The organism is Rhodanobacter sp. FW106-HT46G03, assembly GCF_058789895.1.
Window position 1 is genome coordinate 1595860 of sequence record NZ_JBYTCC010000001.1, and the last position, 25050, is coordinate 1620909.

18 protein-coding genes are annotated in these 25050 nt (G+C 66.4%); 16 read left to right on the forward strand and 2 right to left on the reverse strand.

The window, feature by feature from the left end:
• Nucleotides 1-27 precede the first annotated feature (27 nt).
• From AC3WP6_RS06755 to AC3WP6_RS06795, 9 genes are all read left to right on the forward strand, one after another.
• Nucleotides 28-1185, forward strand: coding sequence for an L-lactate dehydrogenase (locus AC3WP6_RS06755; RefSeq protein WP_492628650.1), 1158 nt, complete (start codon nucleotides 28-30; stop codon nucleotides 1183-1185).
• 31 nt (nucleotides 1186-1216) lie between these two features.
• On the forward strand, nucleotides 1217-2872 hold the full coding sequence (locus AC3WP6_RS06760; RefSeq protein WP_492627020.1) for an acetolactate synthase large subunit: 1656 nt from the start codon (nucleotides 1217-1219) through the stop codon (nucleotides 2870-2872).
• A 183-nt stretch (nucleotides 2873-3055) separates the two neighbouring features.
• Nucleotides 3056-4894 (forward strand): ABC transporter ATP-binding protein, encoded by a 1839-nt coding sequence (locus AC3WP6_RS06765; RefSeq protein WP_492628651.1) that lies wholly within the window; start codon nucleotides 3056-3058, stop codon nucleotides 4892-4894.
• Between the two features lie 175 nt (nucleotides 4895-5069).
• A complete protein-coding gene (locus AC3WP6_RS06770) occupies nucleotides 5070-6341 on the forward strand; it encodes an MFS transporter (protein ID WP_492627021.1) in 1272 nt (423 codons plus the stop codon).
• Between the two features lie 59 nt (nucleotides 6342-6400).
• A complete protein-coding gene (locus AC3WP6_RS06775; protein WP_492627022.1) occupies nucleotides 6401-6976 on the forward strand; it encodes a c-type cytochrome in 576 nt (191 codons plus the stop codon).
• Between the two features lie 71 nt (nucleotides 6977-7047).
• Nucleotides 7048-7476 carry a heavy metal-responsive transcriptional regulator gene (locus AC3WP6_RS06780; protein ID WP_492627023.1) on the forward strand — a complete coding sequence of 143 codons (429 nt, stop codon included), beginning with the start codon at nucleotides 7048-7050 and terminating at the stop codon, nucleotides 7474-7476.
• Complete coding sequence (locus tag AC3WP6_RS06785) at nucleotides 7473-9995, forward strand: heavy metal translocating P-type ATPase (RefSeq protein ID WP_492627024.1); 2523 nt, start codon at nucleotides 7473-7475, stop codon at nucleotides 9993-9995. Before AC3WP6_RS06780 ends, AC3WP6_RS06785 begins: the two co-directional genes overlap by 4 nt.
• 69 nt (nucleotides 9996-10064) lie before the next feature.
• Nucleotides 10065-11345: a bifunctional tetrahydrofolate synthase/dihydrofolate synthase gene (gene folC / locus AC3WP6_RS06790; protein ID WP_492627025.1), complete on the forward strand. Its 1281-nt coding sequence runs from the start codon at nucleotides 10065-10067 to the stop codon at nucleotides 11343-11345.
• A 51-nt stretch (nucleotides 11346-11396) separates the two neighbouring features.
• Nucleotides 11397-11921: a beta-lactamase hydrolase domain-containing protein gene (locus AC3WP6_RS06795; RefSeq protein WP_492627026.1), complete on the forward strand. Its 525-nt coding sequence runs from the start codon at nucleotides 11397-11399 to the stop codon at nucleotides 11919-11921.
• Between the two features lie 8 nt (nucleotides 11922-11929).
• On the opposite strand, the gene AC3WP6_RS06800 is transcribed toward AC3WP6_RS06795, so the two are convergent.
• On the reverse strand, nucleotides 11930-12586 hold the full coding sequence (locus tag AC3WP6_RS06800) for a 2'-5' RNA ligase family protein (protein WP_492627027.1): 657 nt from the start codon (nucleotides 12584-12586) through the stop codon (nucleotides 11930-11932).
• Nucleotides 12587-12758: 172 nt separating this feature from the next.
• Here AC3WP6_RS06800 and AC3WP6_RS06805 point away from each other — a divergent pair, with 172 nt between their 5' ends.
• The gene (locus AC3WP6_RS06805; protein WP_492627028.1) at nucleotides 12759-14528 is read left to right on the forward strand and encodes an acyl-CoA dehydrogenase family protein; all 1770 of its coding nucleotides are present in this window, start codon (nucleotides 12759-12761) and stop codon (nucleotides 14526-14528) included.
• Between the two features lie 20 nt (nucleotides 14529-14548).
• A complete protein-coding gene (locus tag AC3WP6_RS06810; protein ID WP_492627029.1) occupies nucleotides 14549-14956 on the forward strand; it encodes an OsmC family protein in 408 nt (135 codons plus the stop codon).
• 143 nt (nucleotides 14957-15099) lie between these two features.
• Here AC3WP6_RS06810 and rapA read toward each other — a convergent pair whose 3' ends face one another.
• Nucleotides 15100-17949, reverse strand: coding sequence for an RNA polymerase-associated protein RapA (gene rapA / locus AC3WP6_RS06815; RefSeq protein WP_492627030.1), 2850 nt, complete (start codon nucleotides 17947-17949; stop codon nucleotides 15100-15102).
• Nucleotides 17950-18168: 219 nt separating this feature from the next.
• Between rapA and AC3WP6_RS06820 the strand changes: the two genes are divergently transcribed.
• The 5 genes from AC3WP6_RS06820 (at nucleotide 18169) to AC3WP6_RS06840 (ending at nucleotide 25033) form a co-directional block, all read left to right on the forward strand.
• Nucleotides 18169-18777, forward strand: coding sequence for a GspH/FimT family pseudopilin (locus tag AC3WP6_RS06820; RefSeq protein WP_492627031.1), 609 nt, complete (start codon nucleotides 18169-18171; stop codon nucleotides 18775-18777).
• A gap of 41 nt (nucleotides 18778-18818) precedes the next feature.
• The gene (gene pilV, locus AC3WP6_RS06825) at nucleotides 18819-19277 is read left to right on the forward strand and encodes a type IV pilus modification protein PilV (protein WP_492627032.1); all 459 of its coding nucleotides are present in this window, start codon (nucleotides 18819-18821) and stop codon (nucleotides 19275-19277) included.
• A gap of 8 nt (nucleotides 19278-19285) precedes the next feature.
• Entirely contained in the window at nucleotides 19286-20326 is a 1041-nt protein-coding gene (locus tag AC3WP6_RS06830; protein WP_492627033.1) for a prepilin-type N-terminal cleavage/methylation domain-containing protein, read from the forward strand.
• 13 nt (nucleotides 20327-20339) lie between these two features.
• Nucleotides 20340-20933: a pilus assembly PilX family protein gene (locus tag AC3WP6_RS06835; protein WP_492627034.1), complete on the forward strand. Its 594-nt coding sequence runs from the start codon at nucleotides 20340-20342 to the stop codon at nucleotides 20931-20933.
• A gap of 65 nt (nucleotides 20934-20998) precedes the next feature.
• Nucleotides 20999-25033 carry a pilus assembly protein gene (locus AC3WP6_RS06840; RefSeq protein ID WP_492627035.1) on the forward strand — a complete coding sequence of 1345 codons (4035 nt, stop codon included), beginning with the start codon at nucleotides 20999-21001 and terminating at the stop codon, nucleotides 25031-25033.
• The last annotated feature ends 17 nt before the right edge of the window (nucleotides 25034-25050 follow it).

A 25050-nucleotide genomic window follows, 5' to 3' on the forward strand; every position in this document is an offset into this window, starting at 1 on the left:
GAAAGCCGCAACGTGCGGGGCCAAACCATGACCTGGCTCGGCTATGCGGCAACCACCGACGATTGGCGCGCCTGCGCGCGTCGCCGGTTGCCGCGTTTCCTGTTCGATTATTTCGACGGCGGTGCCGGTGACGAATACACGCTGGCCGCGAACGTGGCGGTGTTTGCCCACGTCGCGTTGCACCAGCGCGTGCTGGTCGATGTCGCCGCCGTCAGCACGCAGGCCACGCTCGGCGGGCAACCCTGCGCGATGCCGCTGGCGCTGGCACCGGTGGGCCTGGCCGGCCTGGCGGCACCGCGCGGCGAGGCGCTGGCGGCGCGCGCCGCTGCCGCCTTCGGCGTGCCATTCACGTTGTCCACCGTCGGCATTTGCCCGCTGGCCGAAGTCAATGCCGCAGCCGGCGTGCCGGCGTGGTTCCAGCTCTACATGCTGCGCGATCGTGGCGCGGTGCGTGCGCTGCTGGATGCGGCATGGGCGGCCGGCACGCGCACGCTGGTGTTCACCGTGGATCTGCCGCGCACCGGCGTGCGCTGGCGTGACGTGCGCCACGGCCTCGATGCGCGCGGCGCGCGTCCGGCGCTGATCAAGGCGTTGCAGCTTGCAGCGCGCCCCGGCTGGGTGTGGCGCGTCGCGCTTGGCGGCAAGCCGCTCGGCTTTGGCAACCTCGCCGGGCAGGTGCCGGGCGCCCGCGATCCGAATGCGTTCAAGGCGTGGGTGGATGCGCAGTTCGATCCCACCGTGACCTGGCGCGACATCGACTGGCTGCGCACGCAATGGCGTGGGCGGCTGCTGCTCAAGGGCATCCTGTCGGTGGAGGACGCACGCCAGGCCGTCGTAGTGGATGCCGATGGCATTGTCGTTTCCAACCACGGCGGACGCCAGCTCGAAGGTGCACCGGCCACGCTGGCCGTGCTGCCGGCGATTGCCGCTGCCGTTGGCAATCGTTTGGAGGTGCTGGTCGACGGTGGTGTGCGCAGCGGCACCGACGTGTTTCGCGCACTCGCTCTCGGCGCGCATGGCGTGCTGGTCGGGCGCCCGTGGGTGTGGGCGCTGGCCGCCCAAGGCGAGGCCGGCGTGCGCCAGTGGCTCACGCATTGGCAGCGCGAGTTCACGCTGGCGATGATGCTGACCGGTGTCACCCGCGTCGCCGACATCGGCCGCGCGCAGCTCGAAGGCGCACCATGAATCCGTTGTCTACCTTGCCTTGGAAGTTGCCATGAACGGTGCCACCGCGTTGATCCACACGCTCGCCGATGCGGGCGTCGAGGTGTGTTTCACCAACCCCGGCACCAGCGAAATGCACTTTGTCGCGGCGCTCGATGCCGAGCCGCGCCTGCGTGCGGTACTGGCGTTGTTCGAGGGCGTGGCGACCGGCGCGGCGGATGGCTATGCGCGCATGGCCGGCAAGCCGGCGGCGACGCTGCTGCATCTGGGCTGCGGCCTGGGCAATGGCCTGGCGAACCTGCACAACGCGCGCAAGGGACACGTGCCGGTGGTGAACATCGTGGGCGACCACGCCACGTTCCACGTCAAGTACGACGCGCAGCTCCAGTCGGATATCGAAACCGTGGCGCGCAACGTCTCGCCCGGTTTTGTGCGCACCGCGCAAAGCACTGCCACCCTGTGCCGCGACGTGGTCGATGAGGTGACGGCGGCGCGCGGTTTGCCGGGGCAGGTGGCCACGCTGATCCTGCCGGCCGACGTGTCGTGGAGCGAAGGTGCGCAGCCGTGCCCGATGCCGGCTGCGCAACTGGCGCCGGTGGCGGAGGACGCCGTGGTGGCGCGCGTCGCTACGCTTCTGCGCGGCGGTGAACCGGTGGCGTTGCTGCTTGGCGGGCAGGCTTTGCGCGAAGCGCCGCTGCGCGATGCGGCCCGGCTGGCGGCGCGTTGCGGCGTGAAGCTGTTTGCCGAGGTGTTTCCCACCCGGCTCGAACGCGGCGCCGGGCTGCCGGCGGTGGAGCGCATTGCGTATCTGGCCGAGATGGCTGGCGTGCAGCTTGCGCCCTACAAGCACCTCGTACTGGTGGATGCGAAATCGCCGGTGGCGTTTTTTGCCTACCCCGGCAAGGCCAGCGACCTGGTGCCCGCGGGCTGCACGGTGCACACGCTGGCGACGCCGGTCGAAGACGCCGCGGCAAGCCTGGCGAAGCTCGTTGCCGAGCTGGATGCGGCAGGCGTCGAGCCGGCCGTGCAGCCACCATCGCGCCCAAGCCGTCCGCGCGGGCGGCTCACTGCGCCCAAGGTGTGCAAGGCAGTGGGGCACCTACTGCCCGAGCGCGCGATTGTCGTGGACGAGGCGATCACCTCGGGCCTGATGCTGGGCGTGATGACCCAAGGCGCGCCGCGCCACGACCTCCTCACGCTTACCGGCGGCGCGATCGGGCAGGGCTTGCCCAATGCAGTGGGTGCCGCGGTGGCGTGTCCGCAGCGCCCGGTGATTGCGCTGGTGGGCGATGGCGCCGCGATGTACACCATCCAGGCGTTGTGGACGATGGCGCGCGAGCACCTGCACGTGATCGCCGTCGTGTTCAACAACGCCGCGTATTCCGTGCTCAACGTGGAGCTGGAGCGCGTCGGCTCGACCGCCCCCGGTCCCAAGGCGCGCCACCAGCTCGAACTGGGCGATGCGCCGCTCGATTTTGCCGCGCTGGCGCAGGGCATGGGCGTGGCGGCCACGCGCGTCGATCGGGCCGAAGCGTTCTGCACCGTGTTCGAACGCGCGCTCGCCACGCCCGGCCCGCACCTGATCGATGCCCGCGTGCCCGAGGCGCTGGGCCGCACCAAGCGGCGGTTGCTGCCATGGCTGCTGCGCTCGCTGCCGAATTTGCCGGCACCGATGGCGCAGGCGCTCAAGCGCAAGATCGCGCCATAGGAACGCGGGCGGCCGAAGTCGGTCGGCTTGCTCTCCCCGCTGGGGTGAGAGGCCAGGCTGGCCTCATCGCCCGACGGACCATCACCGTCGCACCAGCTTCCGGGGCGCATGCCGTTCGGCCCTTGCGTTGCACCGGCGCGCGCCGCAGGCTGATATGCCCTGTCGTTGCCAAGTGATGCCGTGATCTTCCGCTGGTTTGAATCGCTGATCGACGCGTTCAAGGAGCCGGGCGAGGGCATGCCGCCGGCCTCCGTCGGGCGCTTTTATTTTCACTATCTGCGTCAGGTGTGGCCGATCTTTGCCGCCACTGTGTTCGTCGGGTTCTTCGTGGCCGGCATCGAGGTCGCGCTGTTCGGTTTCATCGGCCGCGTGGTCGATCTGGCGAAGGAGATGCCACGGCCGGGGTTTTTCAGCCGCCACGGGCATGAGCTGGCGTTCATGGCCTTCGTCGTCGTCATCGCGCGACCGTTCTTCAATGCGCTGCACGACCTCTTGGTGAACCAGGCGATCGTGCCCAACCTCACCAACCGCATCCGCTGGCAGAACCATCGCTACGTGATTCGCCAGAGCCTGGCATTTTTCCAGAACGACTACGCCGGCCGCATCGCCAACCGCATCATGCAGACCGGCACCGCGCTGCGGCAGTCGGCGGTGCAGATCGTGGACGCGCTGTGGTACGTGACGGTCTACGTCGGCAGTGCGGTGGCGCTGTTCGCGCATGAGGATCTGCGCCTGGCGCTGCCGCTGCTCGGCTGGGTGGTGCTCTACATCGCCTCGCTGGCGATCTTCATCCCGCACCTCAAGCAGCGCTCGTGGCATGCCTCGGCGGCGGGCTCCAAGCTGATGGGGCGCGTGGTGGACGGCTACAGCAACATGCTGACGCTCAAGCTGTTCGCCCACGGCCGGCGCGAGGAGAACTACGTGGCCGACGCGATGGCCGAGCAGACGCGCAAGATCGCGCGCATGACGCGCGTCACCACCGCGCTCGACGCCAGCATCACCGCGATGAACGGCCTCCTGATCGCCGGCACATCCGGGCTGGCGTTGCTGCTGTGGAGCCAGGGCAAGGTCAGCGTGGGCGCGATTGCGCTGTCCACCGGGTTGGCCATCCGCATCAGCAACATGTCCGGCTGGATCATGTGGGTGGTCAACGGCATCTTCGAGGACGTTGGCACCGTGCAGGATGGCATCACCACCATCGCCCAGCCGCGCGCGGTGCAGGATGGCGTGCAGGCCAGGCCACTGGCGGTCAGCCGCGGTGCGGTGAGCTTCGAGCACGTGCGGTTCCATTACGGCCACCACGGTCGCGTCATCGACGATTTGAGCCTCAGCGTGCGCGGCGGCGAAAAGATCGGCGTTGTCGGCCCCTCCGGCGCCGGCAAGACCACGTTGATGAATTTGCTGCTGCGCCTGTACGACCTCGAATCGGGCCGCATCGCGATCGATGGGCAGGATGTTTCCCAGGTGGCGCAGGAAACCCTGCGCGCGCAGATCGGCGTGGTCACCCAGGACACCTCGCTGCTGCATCGTTCCATCCGCGACAACATCCTCTACGGGCGTCCCGACGCCAGCGACGCGCAGATCATGGACGCGGTGCGCAAGGCGCGCGCCGATAGTTTCATCCCGGGCTTGAGCGACAACCAGGGCCACACCGGTTTCGACTCGCTGGTGGGCGAGCGCGGGGTGAAGCTCTCCGGCGGCCAGCGCCAGCGCATTGCCATCGCACGGGTGTTTTTGAAGGACGCGCCGATCCTGGTGCTGGACGAAGCCACCAGCGCACTGGATTCCGAAGTCGAAGCCGCGATCCAGGAAAGCCTCGATGCGCTGATGCACGGCAAGACCGTCATCGCCATCGCGCATCGGCTGTCCACCATCGCGCGCATGGATCGTCTCGTGGTGCTCGACCAGGGGCGCATCGTCGAAGCCGGCACCCACGCCGAACTGGTGGCGCAGGGCGGGCTCTACGCGCGCCTGTGGCAACGCCAGACCGGCGGGTTCGTGGCGGTGGAGGATGGCAGGTGATGGGCAATGGCGTTGGCGGCAACGCCCGTACGTTGTTGCGGCGCCCACCCACGCTGCCGAATCCCCAATTCCGTATTCATCATCCCGGTTCTTGCCCGTTGGCGCCCCTGCGTCGCTTGCTGCGACAATGACGCGTTTGCCGGCGCGTACCGGCGTTTTTCAGAGCGGTCGATTCATGGATCAGGTTTCATCCGGCACCGCGGCGAGTGGCGGCGCCGTGGTTGCCGCGCCCGGCAGGCATCGTTCGCGCGATTTCCGCGTGGTGGCCGGGGTCAGCTCGGCGCACATGCTCAACGACATCATGCAGTCGGTGATCCTGGCGCTGTACCCGCTGCTCAAGGGCGAGTTCGACCTTACGTTTTTCCAGATCGGCGCCATCACGCTGACTTTCCAGCTCACCGCATCGATGTTGCAGCCGGTGGTGGGCACGGTGACCGACAAACACCCGTTTCCGCTGATTTTGCCGATCGGCATGGCGTTCACCATGTGCGGCCTGCTGCTGCTTTCGGTGGCGCCGAGCTACCCGCTGGTGCTGGTGGCGGTGGCGCTGATCGGCTGCGGTTCGTCCACCTTCCACCCGGAATCCTCGCGCGTGGCGCGGCTGGCATCGGGTGGCCAGTATGGCCTGGCGCAGTCGCTGTTCCAGATTGGCGGCAACACCGGGCAGGCGCTGGGGCCACTGCTCGCGGCGTTTCTGGTGTTGCGCCACACCGATGGCGGACGTCCGCATGCGGCGTGGTTTGCGCTGATGGCGCTGCTCGGCATGGTGATCCTGTTGCAGGTAAGCCGCTGGTATCGGCACCACCTCGAACAGCGCCCGGTAAAGGCGCGGGCGGCGGTACTGCCGCGCTACCCGGCACCGCTGGTACGCCGCACCATCGGCATCCTGCTGGTGCTGATGATCTCCAAGTTTTTCTATCTCGCCAGCATCAGCAGCTACTACACGTTTTACGTGATGCACCAGTTCGGCGTGAGTGCGCATGCCGCCGCGAACCTGTTGGCCGTGTTCCTGTTTGCGGTGGCCGCCGGTACCCTGATCGGCGGGCCGCTGGGCGACCGCGTCGGGCGGCGCCGGGTGATCTGGCTGTCGATCCTGGGTTGCGCGCCGTTCACGCTGATGCTGCCGCACGTGGGGCTGCACGCCACGATCGGGCTCAGCATCGTGATCGGGCTGGTGCTGGCTTCGGCGTTCCCGGCCATCATCGTCTATGCGCAGGACATGCTTGCGCACCGCATTGGCATGGTGTCGGGGCTGTTCTACGGTTTCAGCTTTGGCCTTGGCGGCCTTGGTGCCGGCGTGCTCGGGCTGGTGGCCGAGCATTACGGCATCGTGTTCGTGTACCAAGTGTGCGCGTTCCTGCCGCTGCTGGGCATGCTGGCGATATTCCTGCCGGACGTGCGGCCGCCCAAACCCGAGGCCGTAGCACCCGGCGTGGCAACGCCTTGACGTGTACGTACCGCGTGCCGGCGTAGCGTGAACTCTTGGTGTGGCGCGGGGAGATGACGATGCGATGCTTGGGCAAGCTGGTGGCGGTCGTGGTGTTGGCGCTGGCGGTGCTCGCCGGTTGGTGGTGGTCGGGCAGTTACGACATCGGTGCCGACGCACCGCACTGGAAGGTCACCGCACGCTTGATCGGCGTGCTGCGCGAGCGTTCGATCGACACCCGCCTGGCGGGCATCAAGGTGCCGCAACTGGATGACCCGACGCTGGTCACCGAAGGCGCGGCGCATTATTCGGAGATGTGCACCCAGTGCCATCTCGCACCGGGCATGACCGACAGCGAGACGCGTGCCGGCCTGTACCCGCAACCGCCGAAACTGACCAAGTTTGCGCCCGACCCGGCTGAGGCGTTCTGGATCATCAAGCACGGGATCAAGATGAGCGCCATGCCGGCGTGGGGCAAAACCCACGACGACCAGAAGATCTGGGCGATGGTGGCGTACCTGCAACAGCAGCCAAAGATGAGTGCGGAACGCTATCACCAGCTCACCGCTCATGCTGCCGAGGTCGAAGACGGCGACCACCAGGATGCGACCCCAGCCATGCCCGACATGCCGGCACCGGCCGCCAGCACGCACTGATCGAAAACCCTATGTTGCCTGCAAGCACGGTGCTTGACTCTGGACCTTGATCCAGGCTCTAGACTTGCGCCATGAACATGCCAACCGCCAGCTCGCTCACCATCGGTTCCGTCGCCCGTCGCGTCGGCGTGGCCATCGACACCATCCGCTATTACGAGCGCGAAGGGCTGCTGCCCGAGCCGCTGCGGCGGGCGTCCGGCTACCGCAGTTACGGCGAGGCGGCGGTGCTGCAGTTGCGCTTCATCCGCCGCGCCAAGGAGCTGGGTTTCACGCTGGAGGAAATCCGCGAACTCTTGGCGCTGTCGGCTGACCGCCAGCATGGCGTGAAGGCGGTGAAGCAGCGCGCACGCAAGCGGCTGGATGCCATCACCGAGCGCATCGCCGAGCTGACCCGCGTGCGCGATGCGCTGGCCGAACTGGTGGCCTCGTGCCCCGGGCACGGCACGCCCGAGCAATGTCCGATCCTGCGTTCGCTGACTGGCGAGGAGACACGGGCATGAGTACGCGCGACCCCGTTTGCGGCATGCAGGTCGATCCGGCGACTACGAAGCACCGCTCCGAACACGGCGGCGAGACGTTCCATTTCTGCGGTGCCGGCTGCAAGGCGAAATTCGACGCCGCGCCGGATCGCTACGGCACGCCCGCGGTGTCGGCATGTGCGGCGAAAGTGCTGCCGTTGCCCATGGTGGCGCCGCATCGCGACCACGTTCATGAGCACGCGCACGCCGCCGGCGCGACCGACCCGGTATGCGGCATGCAGGTCGATCCTGCCACCACGCCGCATCACGCCCAGCATGCCGGGCAGACGTATCACTTCTGCAGTGCGCATTGCCGTGAAAAATTCAGTGCCGATCCCGCGGCGTATCTCGCGCCGCAGGCATCGGTGCCCGCGGCACCCGTCGGCACGATTTACACCTGCCCGATGCACCCGGAGGTGCAGCAGGTCGGCCCCGGGCTGTGCCCGAAATGCGGCATGGCGCTGGAGCCGATGCTGCCCAGCGCGGACGCCGATGACGGCGGCGAGTTGCGTGCCATGGCGTGGCGGCTGGCGACGCTGGTTGCGCTGACCGTACCGGTGTTCGTGATCGCGATGGGCCCACACCTGTTCGGTTGGCATGGGCCAGCCGCGTGGGCCGGTGCTGCCGGCTGGGTGGAAGCCCTGCTGGCGACGGTGGTGGTGCTGTGGGGCGGAGCGCCGTTCTTTGCGCGCGGCTGGCGCTCGCTCAGGCCATGGTCGCCGAACATGTACACGCTGATCGCGCTGGGCACCGGTGTGGCCTGGACGTACAGCGCAGTGGCGTTCCTGTTTCCCGGCGTGTTTCCGCCCGGCTTCCGCAATGCGCATGGACGGGTGGACGTCTATTTCGAATCGGCGGCGGTGATCGTCACCCTGGTTGCACTCGGCGATTTTCTCGAGCTGCGTGCACGTCGGCGTACCGGCGCCGCGTTGCAGGCATTGCTGGGCCTGGCACCCAAAACCGCGCGGCGCATGGCCGCTGACGGTAGCGAGGCAGATGTGGCGCTGGACGCGGTCGTGGTGGGGGATCTGCTGCGCGTGCGCCCTGGCGAGAAGGTGCCGGTGGATGGCGTGGTGGTCGCGGGTGAGAGCCACGTCGACGAGGCGATGCTCACCGGCGAGCCGATGCCGGTGACCAAGCAGGTTGGCGACAAGCTGGCCGGCGGCACGGTCAACCGCGACGGCAGCCTGGTGATGCGGGCGGAAAAAGTCGGCGCCGCCACCTTGCTGGCGCAGATCGTGGGCCTGGTGGCGCAGGCACAGCGCAGCCGCGCGCCGTTGCAGCGTGTTGCCGACCGGGTGGCGGCATGGTTCGTGCCGGCGGTGGTTACGGTGGCCGTCATCGCGTTTGCGGCATGGGCGCTGGTGGGGCCGGCCCCGCAACTGGCGCACGCGTTGATCGCGGCCGTATCGGTGCTGATCATTGCCTGCCCGTGTGCGCTTGGGCTCGCCACCCCGATCTCGATCATGGTGGCCAGTGGGCGCGGCGCGCAGCACGGGGTGCTGTTCAAGGATGCCGGTGCGATCGAAGCCTTGCGCAACATCGACACCCTGGTAGTGGACAAGACTGGCACCTTGACCCGCGGCAAGCCGGCGCTGACGGAAGTGGTCGTGACCGGTACCTTGGCGCGTGCGCGCGTGCTGGCGCTGGCAGCCGCGATCGAGCGCCCGAGCGAGCACCCGCTGGCGCATGCCATCGTGACGGCGGCCACGAGCGAGAACGTGGCGACGCTGCCGGCCAGCGGTTTCCGCGCATTGACCGGTCGCGGCGTGACCGCCAGCGTCGACGGCGAGGCCGTGGCACTCGGCAATGCGAAGCTGATGGGCGAACAAGGCGTCGCCGTGACGCCGACGGCCGCGGCGCAGGCCGAACGGTTGCGCACGCAGGGCGCAACGGTGATGCACTTGGCGGTGGCTGGGCAGCTGGTGGCGTTGCTGGCGGTGGCCGACCAAGTCAAGTCCGAGGCAGCGCAGACCGTCGCTGCGCTCAAGCGCGCCGGCATTCATCTGGTGATGCTCACCGGCGACAACGCGACCACCGCGCATGCGGTCGCCGCGCAGCTCGGCATCGACGACGTGCGCGCCGAGGTGTCGCCGACCGACAAGGCGGCGGTGGTGCAGGCGCTCAAGGCACAAGGCGCGCACGTGGCGATGGCCGGCGACGGCATCAACGATGCGCCGGCGCTGGCTGCGGCCGAGGTCGGCATTGCCATGGGCAACGGCAGCGACGTGGCGATGGAAAGCGCCCAGGTGACGCTGGTCAAGGGCGACCTTGGCGCGATCCTGCGCGCACGCAAACTGTCGCAGGCCACCGTGGGCAACATCCACCAGAACCTGTTCTTTGCCTTCATCTACAACGGCATCGGCGTGCCGCTCGCGGCCGGCGTGCTGTATCCGGCGTTTGGCATCGTGCTCTCGCCGATGATCGCGGCGCTGGCGATGAGCCTCAGCTCGGTGTCGGTGGTGTCCAACGCGTTGCGCCTGCGCAAGGTGCCACTGTGACATTCACCGGATGCATCACGGGGATCGCGTAAGCTTTGCGTTTTCTGTCTTGCGAGGTCGCCCGGTTCCATGTCACGCACGCTTGCCCAGTGGCTCGACTATCAGCAGCACGTCAACCCGCACACGATCGAGCTGGGGCTGGATCGCGTGCGCAGCGTGTGGCAACGCATGGGGGCGGTGGCGCCCGCCCGCCGGGTCGTCACCGTTGCCGGTACCAACGGCAAGGGCTCGACGGTGGCGTTGATCGCGGCGATGGCGCGCGGCGCCGGCTTGCGGGTGGGCGCGTACACCTCGCCGCATCTGCTGGCCTACAACGAGCGCATCCGCATTGACGGCACCGACGCGGACGACGCCTCGCTCCTGGCGAGCTTCGAGCGCATCGAAACCGCGCGTGGCGACACGTTGCTGACTTTTTTTGAATACGCCACGCTGGCGGCGCTCGATCTGTTTGCCCGCGCCGGGCTCGATCTCGCGGTGCTGGAAGTGGGCCTGGGCGGGCGGCTCGATGCGGTCAACATCGTCGATGCCGACGTGGCGGTCATTACTACCATCGACCTCGACCATATGGAGTGGCTTGGCCCGGATCGCGACAGCATCGGCCGCGAAAAGGCCGGCGTGGCCCGCGCCGGGCGGCCGGCGATCATTGGCGAGGACGACCCGCCGAACGGCTTGCTCGACGCGCTGGCAGGAATTGGCGCCAAGGTGGAGCGTGCCGGCATCGACTTCACCCGTGCGTGGCACGCCGACGGCTGGCAGTGGCAGCATGCGGATGGCACCGCCATGGCACTACCGGCGCCGGCGCTGGCTGCCGAAGTGCAGTACGCCAATGCGGCGGCGGCCATTGCTGCGCTGCATGCGTTGTGGATCGGCGGTGGGCCGCTGGCGCCGCAGGATGCCTATGCCGCGGTATGCCGCGGCCTGCGTCACGTACAGATCGCGGCGCGCCTGCAATCCCTGGGGGGCGACCCCGAGCTGTTTGTCGACGTGGGGCACAACCCGCAGGCGGCGCGCGTGATCGCCGCATGGCTGGACGCACAACCCGCCAAGCGCACGCATGCGGTCTACGGCGCGCTGAAAGACAAGGACGTGGCCGGCGTGCTGGCGGCCATTGGCACACGCGTCAGCTATTGGCATCTGGCCCCGCTGGACGCGGTGAGCCCGCGCGGCATGGCCATCGGCGATCTCACGGCCACGCTGGTCAAGGTGCTCCCCGGCGCAACGCACGACGAGCACGCGGACGTGGCCACAGCGCTGACTGCTGCACGTCATTCGGCCAAGCCGGGCGAGCGCATCATCGCGTTCGGTTCGTTCTTTGTCGCATCTGCCGTGATTGCCGCAGCGCAAGGCTGACGTCGACGCGGCGCCTTACAGTAGCGATGTTTGGTTTACGTCGAGGTGGTCATGTCCCGTCCACGCTGGTTGTCCAATCTGCTTGCCGTGTTTACCGGTGCCGCCGCCGCGGCCACGCCGGCGCAAAAGGCGCTGGAACACCTGCCTGATGCGCGGTTTCCTGCGGTGCACCGAGTGGTTTCCGGCTGCCTGCTCGCACGCGACATACCGCTCTTGACGCGGGGGCAGGTGTGCGAGGTCATCAACCTGCGACAGGCCGGCGAGACGCCCGATTTTGTTGAAGGCGCCGCCGTTGCCGCTGCGGGCATCGCGTACTGCCACCTGCCGATTGGCGGCGCCGCCGACCTCACCCGGGCCAATGTCGAAAAGTTCGATCAGTTGCTGCGCGCCGCCGGCGATCAGCTGACGCTCGTGCATTGCGCCAGCGGCAATCGCGTTGGCGCCATGGTGGCGCTGCGCGCCGCCTGGATCGAAGGCAAAAGCACCAGCGAGGCAATAGCGGAAGGCCAGCGCTGGGGCCTCAAGGGGTTGGCGCCCGAGGTGCGTGCACGGCTCAAGCAGGATGCCGAGGCATAGACGCCGGGTTACTCGTCCATTGCCGGCGGCGAATCATCGGTCATGCGTGCCAGCTCGGCCATCAAGTCGATGGGGCCGTCGTCAGCCGGCGCCGTCAGCGGCCAGCGGCCAATCACCTCGTGGCGCAAGCCGCCGAAGAAGCGGCGGATCAGCACAAACTCGCGCACCGTCCATTCGATCGGGTTGATGATCTCCTCCACGCCCCGCAGGGTGTCGCCTTGCATCAACGCGATGTAGGCGGAAAACCCGGTGACTGCCAGCACCTGCAAGCCCACGGCGGCCTGCGCTGCCGCCAGCGCCTTGCGCAGTTCGAGTGCGGCGGCGGTGCTGGCGGCATTGGCTTTGAGTGTCAGCGGAAATTGCACTGCGTGGGTGTGCAGGCGGGTTGCGGAGTCGAACGTGAGGGTGAACCCGGCCGTGGATACCGCCGCGCCGGCTGCCAGCAAGGCCTGCTCCGCCGGGCGCACCAGGCGTACGACGCGCCCCATCGGGCACAGATCCAGGCGCAGCGCATCGGCGCTGATGCGCGTGCCGCCCACGCGGTGCACGCGCTGCAGGCGCTCGCCAACCACGGCAAATTGCTCGCGCACGCCAGCATCCGGCAATAGCGCAAAGGCGTAGCCGACGCCATCGGCAACACGGCTGGGATTCGACGGGGTGGGCATTCCCGGGCCTCCGCGGCGATACAGTCGGCGCACGCTTGCGCCATTGGCTTGCCAGCTTGCCGCCGCTTGAGGCGGTCGGCAAGTGACCCTGGCGCGGGATATGACGCCGCGCGGCGCAGGCTTCACATCGGGAAATGCCAGAATGCGGCATTCCCAGCATGGAGAGTGCGCCATGAGCCCGTCGCCGTCCGTTCCATCCACCACACCTGCTCCGGCTGGCGGCGAGAGCGTTGCCAAGCAGTTGTTCCTGGGCAATATCCTCGAAGAGGCGTTGTTTCCGTACCCGCAGATTCGTGCACGCGACCGCGAGCTGCTTGGCCCCGTGACCGATGCGATCGACGAGTTCCTGGCGCCCAGGCACGCCGAGCTGGCGCACTACGACCGCATCGCCGAGCAGCCGGCAGATTTCATCCAGGCGCTGCGTGACATGGGGTTGTTCGGGCTGATCATTCCCGAAACCTATGGCGGCATGGATCTCTCCAACGGCGCCTATGCGCGCGTGCTGGCGCAAACCAGCAGCCACGACAGCTCGGTGTCGCTCACCATCGGCGCGCACAGTTCGATCGGCATGAAGGGGTTGCTGCTGTTCGGCACCGACGAGCAGAAACGTCGCTACCTGCCACGCCTCGCTACCGGCGAAATGATCGCGGCGTTCTGCCTGACCGAAGCCGGCGCCGGCTCGGATGCCGCGTCGATCCGCACCCATGCCACGCGCAACGCCGATGGCAGCTGGGTGCTGAGCGGTGAAAAGATCTGGATCACCAACGGCGGCATCGCCGATTTCTACACCGTGTTTGCGCGCACCGACACGCCGGAAGGCAAGATCACCGCGTTCCTGGTGGAAGCCAAATGGCCCGGCGTGAGCCACGGCCAGCACGAGGACAAGATGGGCATCCGCGCATCGAGCACCACCACGGTGGCGTTTGCCGACGTGCGCGTGCCGCCGGAGAACGTGCTCGGCCCGGTGGGCAAGGGCTTCAAGGTGGCGATGAGCATCTTGAACTCCGGTCGCACCGGCCTCGGCGGCGGCGCGGTCGGCGGCATGCGCACCTTGATCCGGCTCGCGTGCGCGCAGGCCAAGGAGCGCAAGCAGTTCGGCAAGTCGATTGCTGAGTTTGGCCTGGTGCGCGCCAAGATCGCGCAGATGACGCTGGAATGCTTTGCCGCCGAGAGCGTGGTGTGGATGGTGGCGCACCTGATCGATTCGGGCGCCACCGATTACTCGGTGGAAGCCGCCATGAGCAAGGTGTTCGCCAGCCGCGCAGTGCAGCGCTGCGCCTACGAGGCGCTGCAGATCGCCGCCGGCAACGGCTTCATGCGCGAGCTGCCGTACGAGCAGATCACCCGCGACACGCGCATCCTTTCCATTTTCGAAGGCACCAACGAAATCCTGCACCTGTACATCGCGCTCTCCGGCCTCAAGGGCGTCGGCGCCGGCCTGACCGAGTTGCGCGCCGCGGTGGGCGACATCTTCAACGACCCGATCAAGGGCTTTGGTGTGCTGGGCGGCTACACCGGCAAGCGCCTGCGCGAGGCCACCGGCTACGGCATCGATCGCATCGCGCGCGAGCTCTCGCCGCGCCTGCGCAAGGCGGCTGGCATCTACGAGAAGTACACGGTGGAGCTGTCCAAGGCGGCCGACCAGCTGCTGCGTCGCTACGGCAAACGCATTGCCGACCAGCAGCACGCGCAGAACCGCTTGGCCGACGTCGCCATCGATCTGTTCGTGGGCCTGTGCGTCCTGTCGCGCGCCGACAGCCTCGAACGCGCGGGGAACCCGGCGGCTGCCGAGGCCGTGGCGCTCGCGGCAACTTTCGCCAGGCAGGCGCGCCGGCGCATGGCACGCAGCCTGCGCGAGCTCGACCGCAACGAGGACGAGGCGATCGAGCAGCTTGCCGGCACCGTGCTCGCCCACGACGGTTACCTGTGGGACGTGATTTGAACCAAACCAAGGAGAACCCGATGAGCATTCCCCGCGTTCACGCCAAGACCGGCGACGCCGCCTATGCGGTGAGCTTCACCGACGACCAGGGCAACGCTTGGCACGCCGACGAGCCGGTCGCCGAAGGCGGCGGCAACACCGGCCCGGCGCCACACCGCCTGTTGCTTTCCGCGCTCGGCGCCTGCACTGCGATCACCCTGCAGATGTATGCCGCCCGCAAGGGCTGGGCGTTGCGCCATGTTGAAGTGGAGTTGGCCTTCAACCCCGAAGGCACGCCGAAGGAGGGCAACGACATCACCCGTGTCATCACGCTCGAAGGCGATCTCGATGCCGAGCAGCGCGACCGCCTGCTGCAGATCGCCAACAAGTGCCCGATCCACCGCGTGCTCACCGGCGAAGTGCGCATCGCCTCCAGTCTTGCGGGTTGACCGCGGCTAGCATGACGCCGCACCCGCCGGGACAAATTTCGGCGGTCTCGTGGCGAGGGCTCCGTGTTGCCACCGATCAGTGCCGGTCCGGCCGGCTGCGGTTTACCCAATCCCCAATCCCCTATCCCCAATTCCGGCCTTAGTCACCTCAACGCGAGAAAATCCGCGCTGACGACGAAGCGCACGCCATCCAGGCGCAGGCGGGATTCGGGCAGGGCGACCAGCAGGGCGTCGCGTTCGGCGACGAGGGTGGCGATTTCGGCGGCGCTGATCGACGGGTTCACTGCGCGCAGGGCGTCGAGGCGCGCGAGCTCGGCATCGAGTGCGTCGCTGGCGGTGCGGGTGGCGGTGTCGATGCTGGTTTGCGCCTGGTCGCGGGCCAGGGCTTCGGCCTTTTCCAGCATCGGCGGCACCAGCCGGCCGAGGATCTTGCGGTAGCGCGCCACTTCGATGTTGCGCTCGGCGGCTTTCTGCCGCGCGAGGTCGCTCGGCTGGAACTGCGCGCGATCGGCAAGCCGCGTATCCACGGTGACGGTGATCGGCAGCGCCGGCAGGAACCGCTCCACGTCGAGCTTGCGGTCGGCCACGCATTCGAGCAGGAACACGGCCTGCAGCAGCGCGCTGCGCGGCGGCAGGGTGTCGTCCACCATGAAGGCGGCGTTGCCGGTTTCGCTGGACAGGGCGAGATCCAGCGCGCCGGCAATCATCGGGTGGTCGAGCCGCAACAGCGGCAGGTCTTCGCGCGCAAGCGCCACCTCGCGGCGAAACGTGGCGGACACCGGCCCGTCGGCAAAACCCGGCAGGCCGTCGGTGGAGAGGTATTGCGGGTCGAGCAGCAACACGTGGTTGCCGAGCTCCTCGCCGTGGATGCCCCAGGCTTCGAGCAGACGCAGCATGAAGGCATCGCGGCCGGGGTCGGCATCCTCGCGTGCAAACGCCTGGGCCAACTCGTCCGCGTGCGGATCGTGGCTGGCGGAAAGCTCCAGCAGACGGTCGCGACCGTTGCGGATCAATGCCGCCATCTCTTCGTGCGCGGCGCGGGTTTCGGCCACCAGCGCATCCAGCTCCTGGTCGCGCGCGTCAATACCGCGCGCGTGCTGATCGGCGAGTTCCGTCAGCCGCTCGCCGAAACGGCGCAACAGTTCGCGGCTGTCCGCCGGACTGTGCTGGAACGCATCCACGCCGTCGGCATACCAGCGCGCAAGCACGTGCTGCGCGCTGTCGGCCACGGCAAGGATGTGGATGACGATGTCGTGGTGCTGGCCAATGCGGTCGAGGCGGCCAATGCGCTGTTCGAGCAGATCGGGGTCGAGCGGCAGATCCCACAGCACCAGGTGATGGGCAAACTGGAAGTTGCGGCCTTCCGAGCCGATCTCCGAGCACAGCAGCAGGCGCGCGCCATCCGGCTGCGCAAAGTACGCCGCATTGCGGTCGCGCTGCACGATGCCGAGGCCTTCGTGGAAGCGCGCCATGCCGGCGCCGGTGCGCGTGCGCAAGGCATCCTCCAGTGCCAGCACCTTGGCCTGGGTGCGGCAGATCAGAAGGAATTTGTCCTGCGGGTGGGCGTCGAGCAGCGCCACCAGCGCCGGGATGCGCGGGTCGTTGGCGTAATCGTGGGTGCCGGCCGGCGGAGGCTGCTGGATATCGGCCTGAAACTCCACCAGCAATGCCTGCCGCGCCGAATCGTCCACGCCCTCGGCGGGAATGAGTTCCCATGCCGGCACGCGCTTGGGGAACCCGCCGATGCCGACACGCCGATTGCGGAACATCACCCGCCCGGTGCCGTGGCGGTCGATCAACGCGGCGAGCAGTGCCTGGGCATGCGTCGGCGTGGACGGATCGGCGATGGCCGGTGCCAACGAGGGGTCGTCGCCGAGCGCCGCATGCAGCGCGTCGGTTTGGGCCGCGTCGAGCGGCTTGCCGTCGATCAGGCAATCGGCAATGCGCGACAGCGGCTGGAAGCGTTCCACCTCGGCGAGATAGGCGTCCAAATCGTGGTAGCGCTGCGGGTCGAGCAGGCGCAGGCGCGCAAAGTGGCCCTTGCGGCCCAGCTGTTCGGGGGTGGCGGTAAGCAGGATGACGCCCGGGGTCTTGGCCGCCAGTTGTTCCACCAGCGCGTAACGCGGGCTGGTTGCTTCCGGCGTCCACGCGAGGTGGTGCGCCTCGTCCACCACCAGAAGGTCCCACGACGCCTCCAGCAATTGGCGCGCGCGCTTCGGGTTGGCTTCGAGCAGACCGAAATCGGCAATCACCAACTGCTCGTCGTCGAACGGATTGCCGGCGGGCTCGCCTTCGGCGGCCATCGCCAACGCCGCGCAACGCTCCTCGTCGTAGATCGCGAAGGGCAGGTTGAACCGGCGCAGCATTTCCACAAACCACTGGTACACCAAGGCCTCGGGCAACAGCAGCAGCACGCGCGATGCGCGCCCGCTGGCCAGTTGGCGCGCCACGATCATGCCGGCCTCGATGGTCTTGCCCAGGCCTACCTCGTCCGCCAGCAGTACGCGCGGCGCGCGCCGGGCCGCGGCAATGCCGGCCACACGCAGCTGGTGCTCGATCAGGCCGATGCGCGACGAGTTCAGGCCCCAGGTCGGTGATCGTCGCGCATCGGCGCGCCGACGCAAGCCTTCCAGCCGCAGCTCGAACTGCGCGACGGTGTCCGTGCGCCCGCCAATCAGGCGGTCATCGGCATGGCTCACGCTCTGTTCGTCGTCGAGTTGGCCTTCGCCCAGTTCGCGGCCCTCGCCGCGATAGGTCAGGAGCTCCTCCTTGATCTCCACCCGTTCCACCAGAAACGCGATGCCTTTGCCGGCCACCCGCTGGCCGGGGCGAAACTCCGCGCGCACCAGCGGTGCCGAGTCGATGGCGTAGGGGCGCAGCACGCCGGCCTTGGCGAACAATACCTGCACGCCGCGGCCCTCCACGCGCAACACGGTGCCGAGGCCGAGCTCGGGCTCGGCGGTGGAGATCCAACGTTGACCGGGAACAAACATTGCATAACCGCTTGGGTTTCAGGGGCGCCAATTATCCGCGCTGGCGGCGACGGTGCACAGTTGTCCGCTGACGTGGTGGCAGCGGCCGACAACTGTGACGTGCGACCGTTTGTTGCCGCGGCACACGCCGCTTGTCGGCTGAATGGTCCCGCTGGTCGGCGCCAATCCACCAGCCGGCGAACGCGCGAGTAGATTTCGGCGCCATACGCAGGGGGAGACATGCGCAGCCTGAAGTCAACGATTTCGCGCGTTCGTCGCCGCGATCACGCCGCTTTTCGGCCGGCCAATCGGCGCGGCTTTACGCTCGTGGAGCTGATGGTGACGGTTGCGGTGGCCGCCATCCTGCTGACGATCGCGGTGCCGAGCTTCAACCGCATCATCAATGCCAACCGGCTGAGCACGGCCGCCAATGAAATGGTGGGCGCGCTCAACGTGGCGCGCATGGAGGCGATCAAGCGCAACGGTTCAGTGCAGTTCTGCAGCAATTCGGCGACCAACAACACGAGCGATACGCTGGGCACCGCTTGCGGCACCCGGGCCGGCGCCGTCTACGTGCAGACCAGCGCTGCCACCGCGACCCAGGTGCGCGCCAGCGTGGCCGGGCTGACGCCGCCGGTCGTCCTGCACGGCAACATTGCCGCCATCCGCTACCACGGCGATGGCTTGGCCTACGCCATTGGCGGTACCGGGCCTTACGACAGCACCACCGCCGGTGCGCCACTGGCGGATCTGTGCGTGGCTGCGCTCAGCAGCAACAACCATATCCAGATCAATATCGCTGCCGGTTCGGTCATTACCACCACTACTTCCACGGGAACCTGCCCATGATGCGTAATTGCTGGCACCGCGGGTGTTGTCCACCGCCCGGCATGGCGGCGCAGCGCGGCGCGGGCATGATCGAGGTGCTGGTGGCGGTGCTGGTGCTGTCCATCGGCTTTGTCGGCATTGCTGCATTGCAGGCCCGTTCACTGTCCACCAACAACAGCGCCATGGCCCGCAGCATGGCCACCGTCGACAGTTATTCCATTCTCGATGCGATGCGTGCGGACCTTGCCAATGAGGTGGCGAATGCCTCCTACGACGGCACGGTTACCGGGGATGCCTGCCCGGCCGCAGGCACGTCGCTGGTGACGGCGCAACTGAACCAGTGGTGCACCCAACTGGCTGCTGGACTGGGCGCAACCAAGACCACGACCGGTACGGTCAAGTGCACCCCGACAACCGACAAAACCACGGCCTATTGCACCGTGTCCATCACCTTTGACGACAGCCGCGCTGGCGTAGGCGGCAGCGCCAACCAAACTGTCACCACGCAGGCCATGCTGTGAGCACACGCATGTCAAATCTCGCGGTCCCAGCGCGCCACCCAGGCGGCTTCACCCTGATCGAGTTGATGGTGGCCATGCTGCTCGGCCTCATCGTGATTGGTGGCGTCACCAGCGTGTTTCTCGCCGGCCAGCAGACCTACCGTGCCAACGAGGCGCTGAGCGACGTGGCTGACGGTTCGCGTACCGCGTTCGAGCTGCTCAGCCGCGATCTTCGGAGCGCGGGGCTCACTGGGTGCGATACCACCAACGGACGTGTGGCGAACGTGATCAACAAAGTCGCGGGCAGCACGCCATGGTATGCCGACTGGAACAACGCGCTGCATGGCTACGACGACGCCACCCAGGATCCCGCGCTGACCAGCATTACCGGCGCCGGGAAGCCGGTTGCCGGGACCAGCTCCGTGCACATCCTCAGCACGGCCAGCACGGATGTTTCCGTTTCCTGGGTGCCAGCGCCCAATGCGGCTAACTTCAAGGTCAGTGGTACGACGACGCAGTTGACCACGGGCGATTTGATCATGGTGTGCGATTTCGACCATGCCTCGATCCTGCAGATCACCGGTTACAACAACTCCAACGTCACGGTCGGGCACAATTCGGGCAATGCCAATCCAAGCCCCGGCAACTGCGCCAAGGGTTTGGGTTACCCCACCGTGTGTGACGCCACGGCCAACGGCAACCCCTACACATTCCCCGGCAACTCGCGGGTTGCCAAGCTCACGGCGTCGGTCTGGTACATCGGCACCAATCCGGTGAATGGGAAGTCGCTGTATCGCCTACGGGCCACCAACTCGGGCGGCGCCGTCACTGCCACGTCGCAGGAGATGGTGCGTAACGTCACCAATATGCAAATCGCCTACCTGCAGCCCGGTGCAGGTTCGCCGGGCACGAGTTTCGTCAACGCCGCCGGCATCACGAACTGGACAACGGTCGATTCCGCGCAGGTCGCGCTGGAGGTGACCAGCACCAATCAGCGGGCCGGCGTGAACCAGAAACCGATCGTCCGCCAGTTCATTTCCACCACCACTGTGCGCAACCGGGCTCCTTGACATGCAATCACCGATGTTTTCCCGTTCGCATTGTCTTCGTCGCCCGCACTCTCAAGTCGGTAACCAACGTGGCATTGCGCTGGTGGTGGCGCTGATCCTGCTGGTACTCATTACCTTGGTTGGCTTGGCTGCGGTGCGTGGCACGATCATGCAGCAGCGCATGGCCTCCAATCTGTACGACCGTCAGGTGGCGTTCCAGAGCACCGAGGCGGCGATTCGCGCTGCCGCGGCACTGCTGCCGACCTCGCCGGCCATCATCTGGCACAGCTGCCAGGCGGGCGGCGTTGTCTGCTTGCCCAATCCGTTCAATGACCCCGCGCTGCCACCGGGGGCTATCCATACCGTGGCCACCGGTACCGGTACCGGTGGCTATACGGCGAGTGGCGCGGCAACCGGGCAGCCGCAATACGTGGTGGAAAACATGGGCAACTGGGTGAATCAGCAAACCAACGTGGGCTTTGGCAATACCGCCAATTCCCGCAATTACGGTGTGCAGGGCAGTGCCGGCACCACGGTTTACTACCGGATCACCGCGCGCAGCGGCGACCCGGCGGTGGTGGGGGATCGGTCGGTGGTCACCATCCAAGCCGTCATCAAGCAAGGCTGAGCCTCCTTGGGCCCCTTCACCTGCACCACGTCACCGGCAATGCACATCGCGTCGGAAACCACTTCATGAACACGAATCCACTCACGCACGCTCTGGCCGGTTTTTCTGGCCACCAAATGCTCGCTTCGGTGCTTGGCGTTTGGCTGCTGGGCGCCATCTACGTGCCCAGCATCGCCGCCACCGTTGCTATCGACCAGCAGCCACTGACCCTGCAGCCGCCGATCCCGCCGAACATCACGTTGATGCTGGATGATTCGGGGTCGATGGCGTGGGACTACATGCCGGATGCGTGCTATCTGAATGGCGTGACCTGCATCGGCACCAACAATGGTACGACACCGAGCAACAACGGCACGGACACGGCGACCAGCACCAATAACGACGCCATGATCGATGCCAGCAACAACGGGCTCTATTACAACCCGCTCGTGACCTATACGCCGCCGGTCATGGCAAATGGTACACGGTATCCCAATGCCACAAGCCTGACTTCCGCCTGGATCGATGGTTTCAACCAGGCGGCGGGTACCGTTGATCTGACCAATTACTCGAATCAAGACATTCGGGGTGCGGCCCAAAGTTCGGCTTATCCGTCATTGAACTTGAACTACTCGACGTCGGTAACGAGCTCGACCACGACGACCTACAGCGAAACAGTAGCGAACAATTGGGCTTGCAGTACCCTCTACTCGGAGTATCACGGCGTTGGCGGGTTTACCTTCAACAATGGGGTTTCCACGTCCAACCCCGCTAATTGCACGTTCCAGTACTACCCGGTTTCCCACTACTTTCAGTTTTCGACTGGCCCGGCGGCTGGCCCCACCTACACCAAGTTCTACGTAGCCACGGCCACCCAAGGATGCGGTTCGCAACCCAATTGCTTTCCGGACAGCGATACGAGTGGCAAAGTCGCGCCAGACGGAGTGGTTGCCGGTCAGAACATCGCCAATTGGTTTGCGTACTACCACACGCGCATCTTGATGGCCAAGAGCGGCCTGATGACGGCGTTCTCGACGGTAGACAAGACGTTTCGCGTGGGGTTCGGATCGATCGACGGTGATTATTCGTCGGACCAGTGGTACCCGGGGTTGAGTCCCAACAACAACAACCTCCCCGCATTAAGGTATTCCTATACCGATACCTACAACGGCGGTACGAATTACGTCGCCGAGGTACAGCCTTTCGGCGACGGGGTTACGGGGGTGACGAGTAGCACCCCAGACCAGAAAACCAATTTCTGGAATTGGCTTGTACCTCTCACTCCGAAAGGCGGTACACCGCTTCGACAGGCGTTGGACGCGGTAGGCCAGTATTACCAGGCCGCCCAGCCTTGGTCGACGATGCCGGGCGACCCAGGATACGTGGCCGGTGGAACCAATAGCCCAATCGCCTGCCGGCAGTCTTACACCATCCTGACCACGGACGGCTTCTGGAACGGCAATTACGCCTCTAGCACGACATCAACGGCGGCCGACACGTCCGGCCCGACGGTGCCGGGTCCGAATGGGCAGAGCGGCGGATACGTGGCGACCAAGCCTTTCAGTGGGGGCGACACCGCCGATGGCACGCCGTCACTGGCCGATGTGGCCACGTATTACTGGAAGAACGATTTGCAGTCGGGCATCGCGAACGAGGTGCCGACCAACAATGCCGATCCGGCGTTCTGGCAGCACATGGTGACGTTCGCCATGGGACTGGGCTTCACCCCTGCCGGCATCACCGGTACCACGGCCAGCGGCGCGGCGGCAACGATCGCGGATATTTTCAACTGGGCGATGGGCGGCACGGCGATCGCGAACTTCTCATGGCCGGCACCGGCCTCGAACTCCATCAACAACATCGCGGATCTGGCGCATGCCGGCGTCAACGGCCACGGCAACTTCTTTTCCGCGACGAGTCCGCAGGCGTTTTCCAGTGGACTGATCGAGGCACTGAAGCGTGCGAAGGAGCGCGTCGGCACCGGTGCCAGCCTCGCAGCCAATTCCACCCAGCTCACCAATGGCACGGTGGCGTATCAGGCGAACTACTACACGGCCAAGTGGAAGGGTGACTTGCGGGCGCTGCCGATCGATTCCAGCACCGGTGTGATCAGCACCATTCAAAGCTGGTCCGCGGCGACGCAATTGAATGCGGCCGCGACGGTAAGCGGCACGCTGCGTACCTACCCCAACCGCAAGGTCGTTACCTATGCGCCACCGGCTTCAGGCACCGGGGCAGGTACCTTCGTGCCGTTCATTAACGGCAGCGGCACGCCACCAACGTTGTCCACGACAGAAATGAATGCACTTGGCAGTACGACACAGGCGCAGACACAAATGGTGGATTACCTGCGTGGCAACAACACGCTGGAGCAGGCCAATGGCGTGGGCAGCTACCGTAACCGTGAAACGCCGCTGGGCGACATCGTGGATTCGCAGCCGGTGTATTCCGGCGCACCGAACCCGAACGAGTTCGAGAACCAGTCGTTTACCGGCATCAGCAACACGCTGACCACGGGCGACAATTCCTTCAATGCCTGGGCCGTTGGCACCGTGGATGCCAGCGGCAATCCGGTCGCCAGTCCGGCGTCGCAGCGGGAGACGCTGGTGTTCGTGGCATCCAACGACGGCATGCTGCACGCCTTTGACGCGAAAACCGGCAATGAGGTGTACGCGTACTTGCCGGGTGCTGTCATCACCGGTGGTGGCGCGGCGACGGGAAGTGCGACGCAGTTGGCCAGCCTGTCGAACCCGAGTTACGGTGCGGGCGTAGCCCACCAGTATTACAACGACGGCGAGCTGACCATCGCCGATGTCCATGTGCAACTGGCCAAGGACACCACTCCGCAATGGCATACGGTTCTGGTTGGTACCACCGGGCGTGGCCCGGCGGAGGCGGTGTACGCGCTGGACGTCACCGATCCGGCGAACATCACGCCGCTGTGGGAACGCTCGGCTGCAGACAACAGAGCCAACAACAATGGTTACATCGGCCAGATGGTCGGCAAACCGGTGATTGCCCAGGTGGCGGATGGCAACTGGCAGGTACTGATCGGCAACGGCTACAACAGTGCGAACGGCACGGCGGCACTGCTGGAGTTCAATATTGTCGACGGCACGCTCAGCGTGCACACCGCAGCCAATCGTTCCGGTTTGTCCTCGGCTCCCAACGGCTTGGCAGCTCCCGTGGCGTGGATGGGCGATCCAACTACGGGCTTCAGTGACGTGGCCTATGCCGGCGACCTGCAAGGACAGGTGTGGCAGTTCCCGTTGGCCACAATCAAAACCACTGGCAGCACCGGCAGCCAGGTCAGCACTTACACTGCGGATCTGACCTCTGCCGGCAAGTTGATCTTTGCGACGCCGACGGATTCCAGCGGCAATCCTCAGCCGATTACGGCCGGCATGTTGGCGGGCAAGAATCCACTCACCAATGACGTTTGGCTGTTCTTTGGTACTGGGCAGTATCTGAGTGCGACAGATTTGAGCAACAAGCAGGTGGAGAGCTGGTACGGCCTGATTGCGCAGAACAGCGGCTCCACCACGCCAAACAGCGTGACGATGAGCAACCTGGTGCAACGCCAGATCACGTACGAACTTGATGGCAACCCGGCGGCGACGCCGCCGACGCTGGGTGTGCGTACGGTGACGTTGTTGCCGACGCCGAGCGACATGACGGGCAAACTGGGCTGGTACATGAACCTGGTGCAGCCTGTCACCGATGCCTCGGGCGCGGTTACCGGCTCCAACGCCCTGGGCGAACGCATGGTCACCCCCAATCAGTTCCAGGGCAATCTGCTGCTGGGCACCACGCGCATTCCGGTGGTGACTGATGTATGCAACCCGTCGGGCAGCGGCTGGGTGATGGCGGTGGATCCGTTCACCGGCACCAATCCCTCGGCCGGGTTCTTCCTGGTCAACGGTGGCTCCGGCACGGTGACCTTGGGTGGCAAGCCGGTACCCATCGCCGGCGTCAGTTTCAGTTCGTTACCGAACAACCCGATTTTCGTGGGCGGCGACATGCTGATGAGCTTCGACAACGGCAACACGTCCAGCCTGATGACCTCGGGCTCCACGGGCGCGATGCGCCGCGTTTCCTGGCAGGAGTTGGTGAACCCATGAACGATGCTGTGACGCGG

Coding starts and splice junctions, on each gene's coding strand:
- pilV (WP_492627032.1), top strand. CDS start 18,819: ATGGCGGCGCAGCGCGGCGCGGGCATGATCGAGGTGCTGGTGGCGGTG.
- rapA (WP_492627030.1), bottom strand. CDS start 17,949: ATGTTTGTTCCCGGTCAACGTTGGATCTCCACCGCCGAGCCCGAGCTC.
- AC3WP6_RS06795 (WP_492627026.1), top strand. CDS start 11,397: ATGTCCCGTCCACGCTGGTTGTCCAATCTGCTTGCCGTGTTTACCGGT.
- AC3WP6_RS06835 (WP_492627034.1), top strand. CDS start 20,340: ATGTTTTCCCGTTCGCATTGTCTTCGTCGCCCGCACTCTCAAGTCGGT.
- AC3WP6_RS06780 (WP_492627023.1), top strand. CDS start 7,048: ATGAACATGCCAACCGCCAGCTCGCTCACCATCGGTTCCGTCGCCCGT.
- AC3WP6_RS06775 (WP_492627022.1), top strand. CDS start 6,401: ATGCGATGCTTGGGCAAGCTGGTGGCGGTCGTGGTGTTGGCGCTGGCG.
- folC (WP_492627025.1), top strand. CDS start 10,065: ATGTCACGCACGCTTGCCCAGTGGCTCGACTATCAGCAGCACGTCAAC.
- AC3WP6_RS06760 (WP_492627020.1), top strand. CDS start 1,217: ATGAACGGTGCCACCGCGTTGATCCACACGCTCGCCGATGCGGGCGTC.
- AC3WP6_RS06800 (WP_492627027.1), bottom strand. CDS start 12,586: ATGCCCACCCCGTCGAATCCCAGCCGTGTTGCCGATGGCGTCGGCTAC.
- AC3WP6_RS06805 (WP_492627028.1), top strand. CDS start 12,759: ATGAGCCCGTCGCCGTCCGTTCCATCCACCACACCTGCTCCGGCTGGC.
- AC3WP6_RS06830 (WP_492627033.1), top strand. CDS start 19,286: ATGTCAAATCTCGCGGTCCCAGCGCGCCACCCAGGCGGCTTCACCCTG.
- AC3WP6_RS06770 (WP_492627021.1), top strand. CDS start 5,070: ATGGATCAGGTTTCATCCGGCACCGCGGCGAGTGGCGGCGCCGTGGTT.
- AC3WP6_RS06840 (WP_492627035.1), top strand. CDS start 20,999: ATGAACACGAATCCACTCACGCACGCTCTGGCCGGTTTTTCTGGCCAC.
- AC3WP6_RS06820 (WP_492627031.1), top strand. CDS start 18,169: ATGCGCAGCCTGAAGTCAACGATTTCGCGCGTTCGTCGCCGCGATCAC.
- AC3WP6_RS06810 (WP_492627029.1), top strand. CDS start 14,549: ATGAGCATTCCCCGCGTTCACGCCAAGACCGGCGACGCCGCCTATGCG.
- AC3WP6_RS06785 (WP_492627024.1), top strand. CDS start 7,473: ATGAGTACGCGCGACCCCGTTTGCGGCATGCAGGTCGATCCGGCGACT.
- AC3WP6_RS06755 (WP_492628650.1), top strand. CDS start 28: ATGACCTGGCTCGGCTATGCGGCAACCACCGACGATTGGCGCGCCTGC.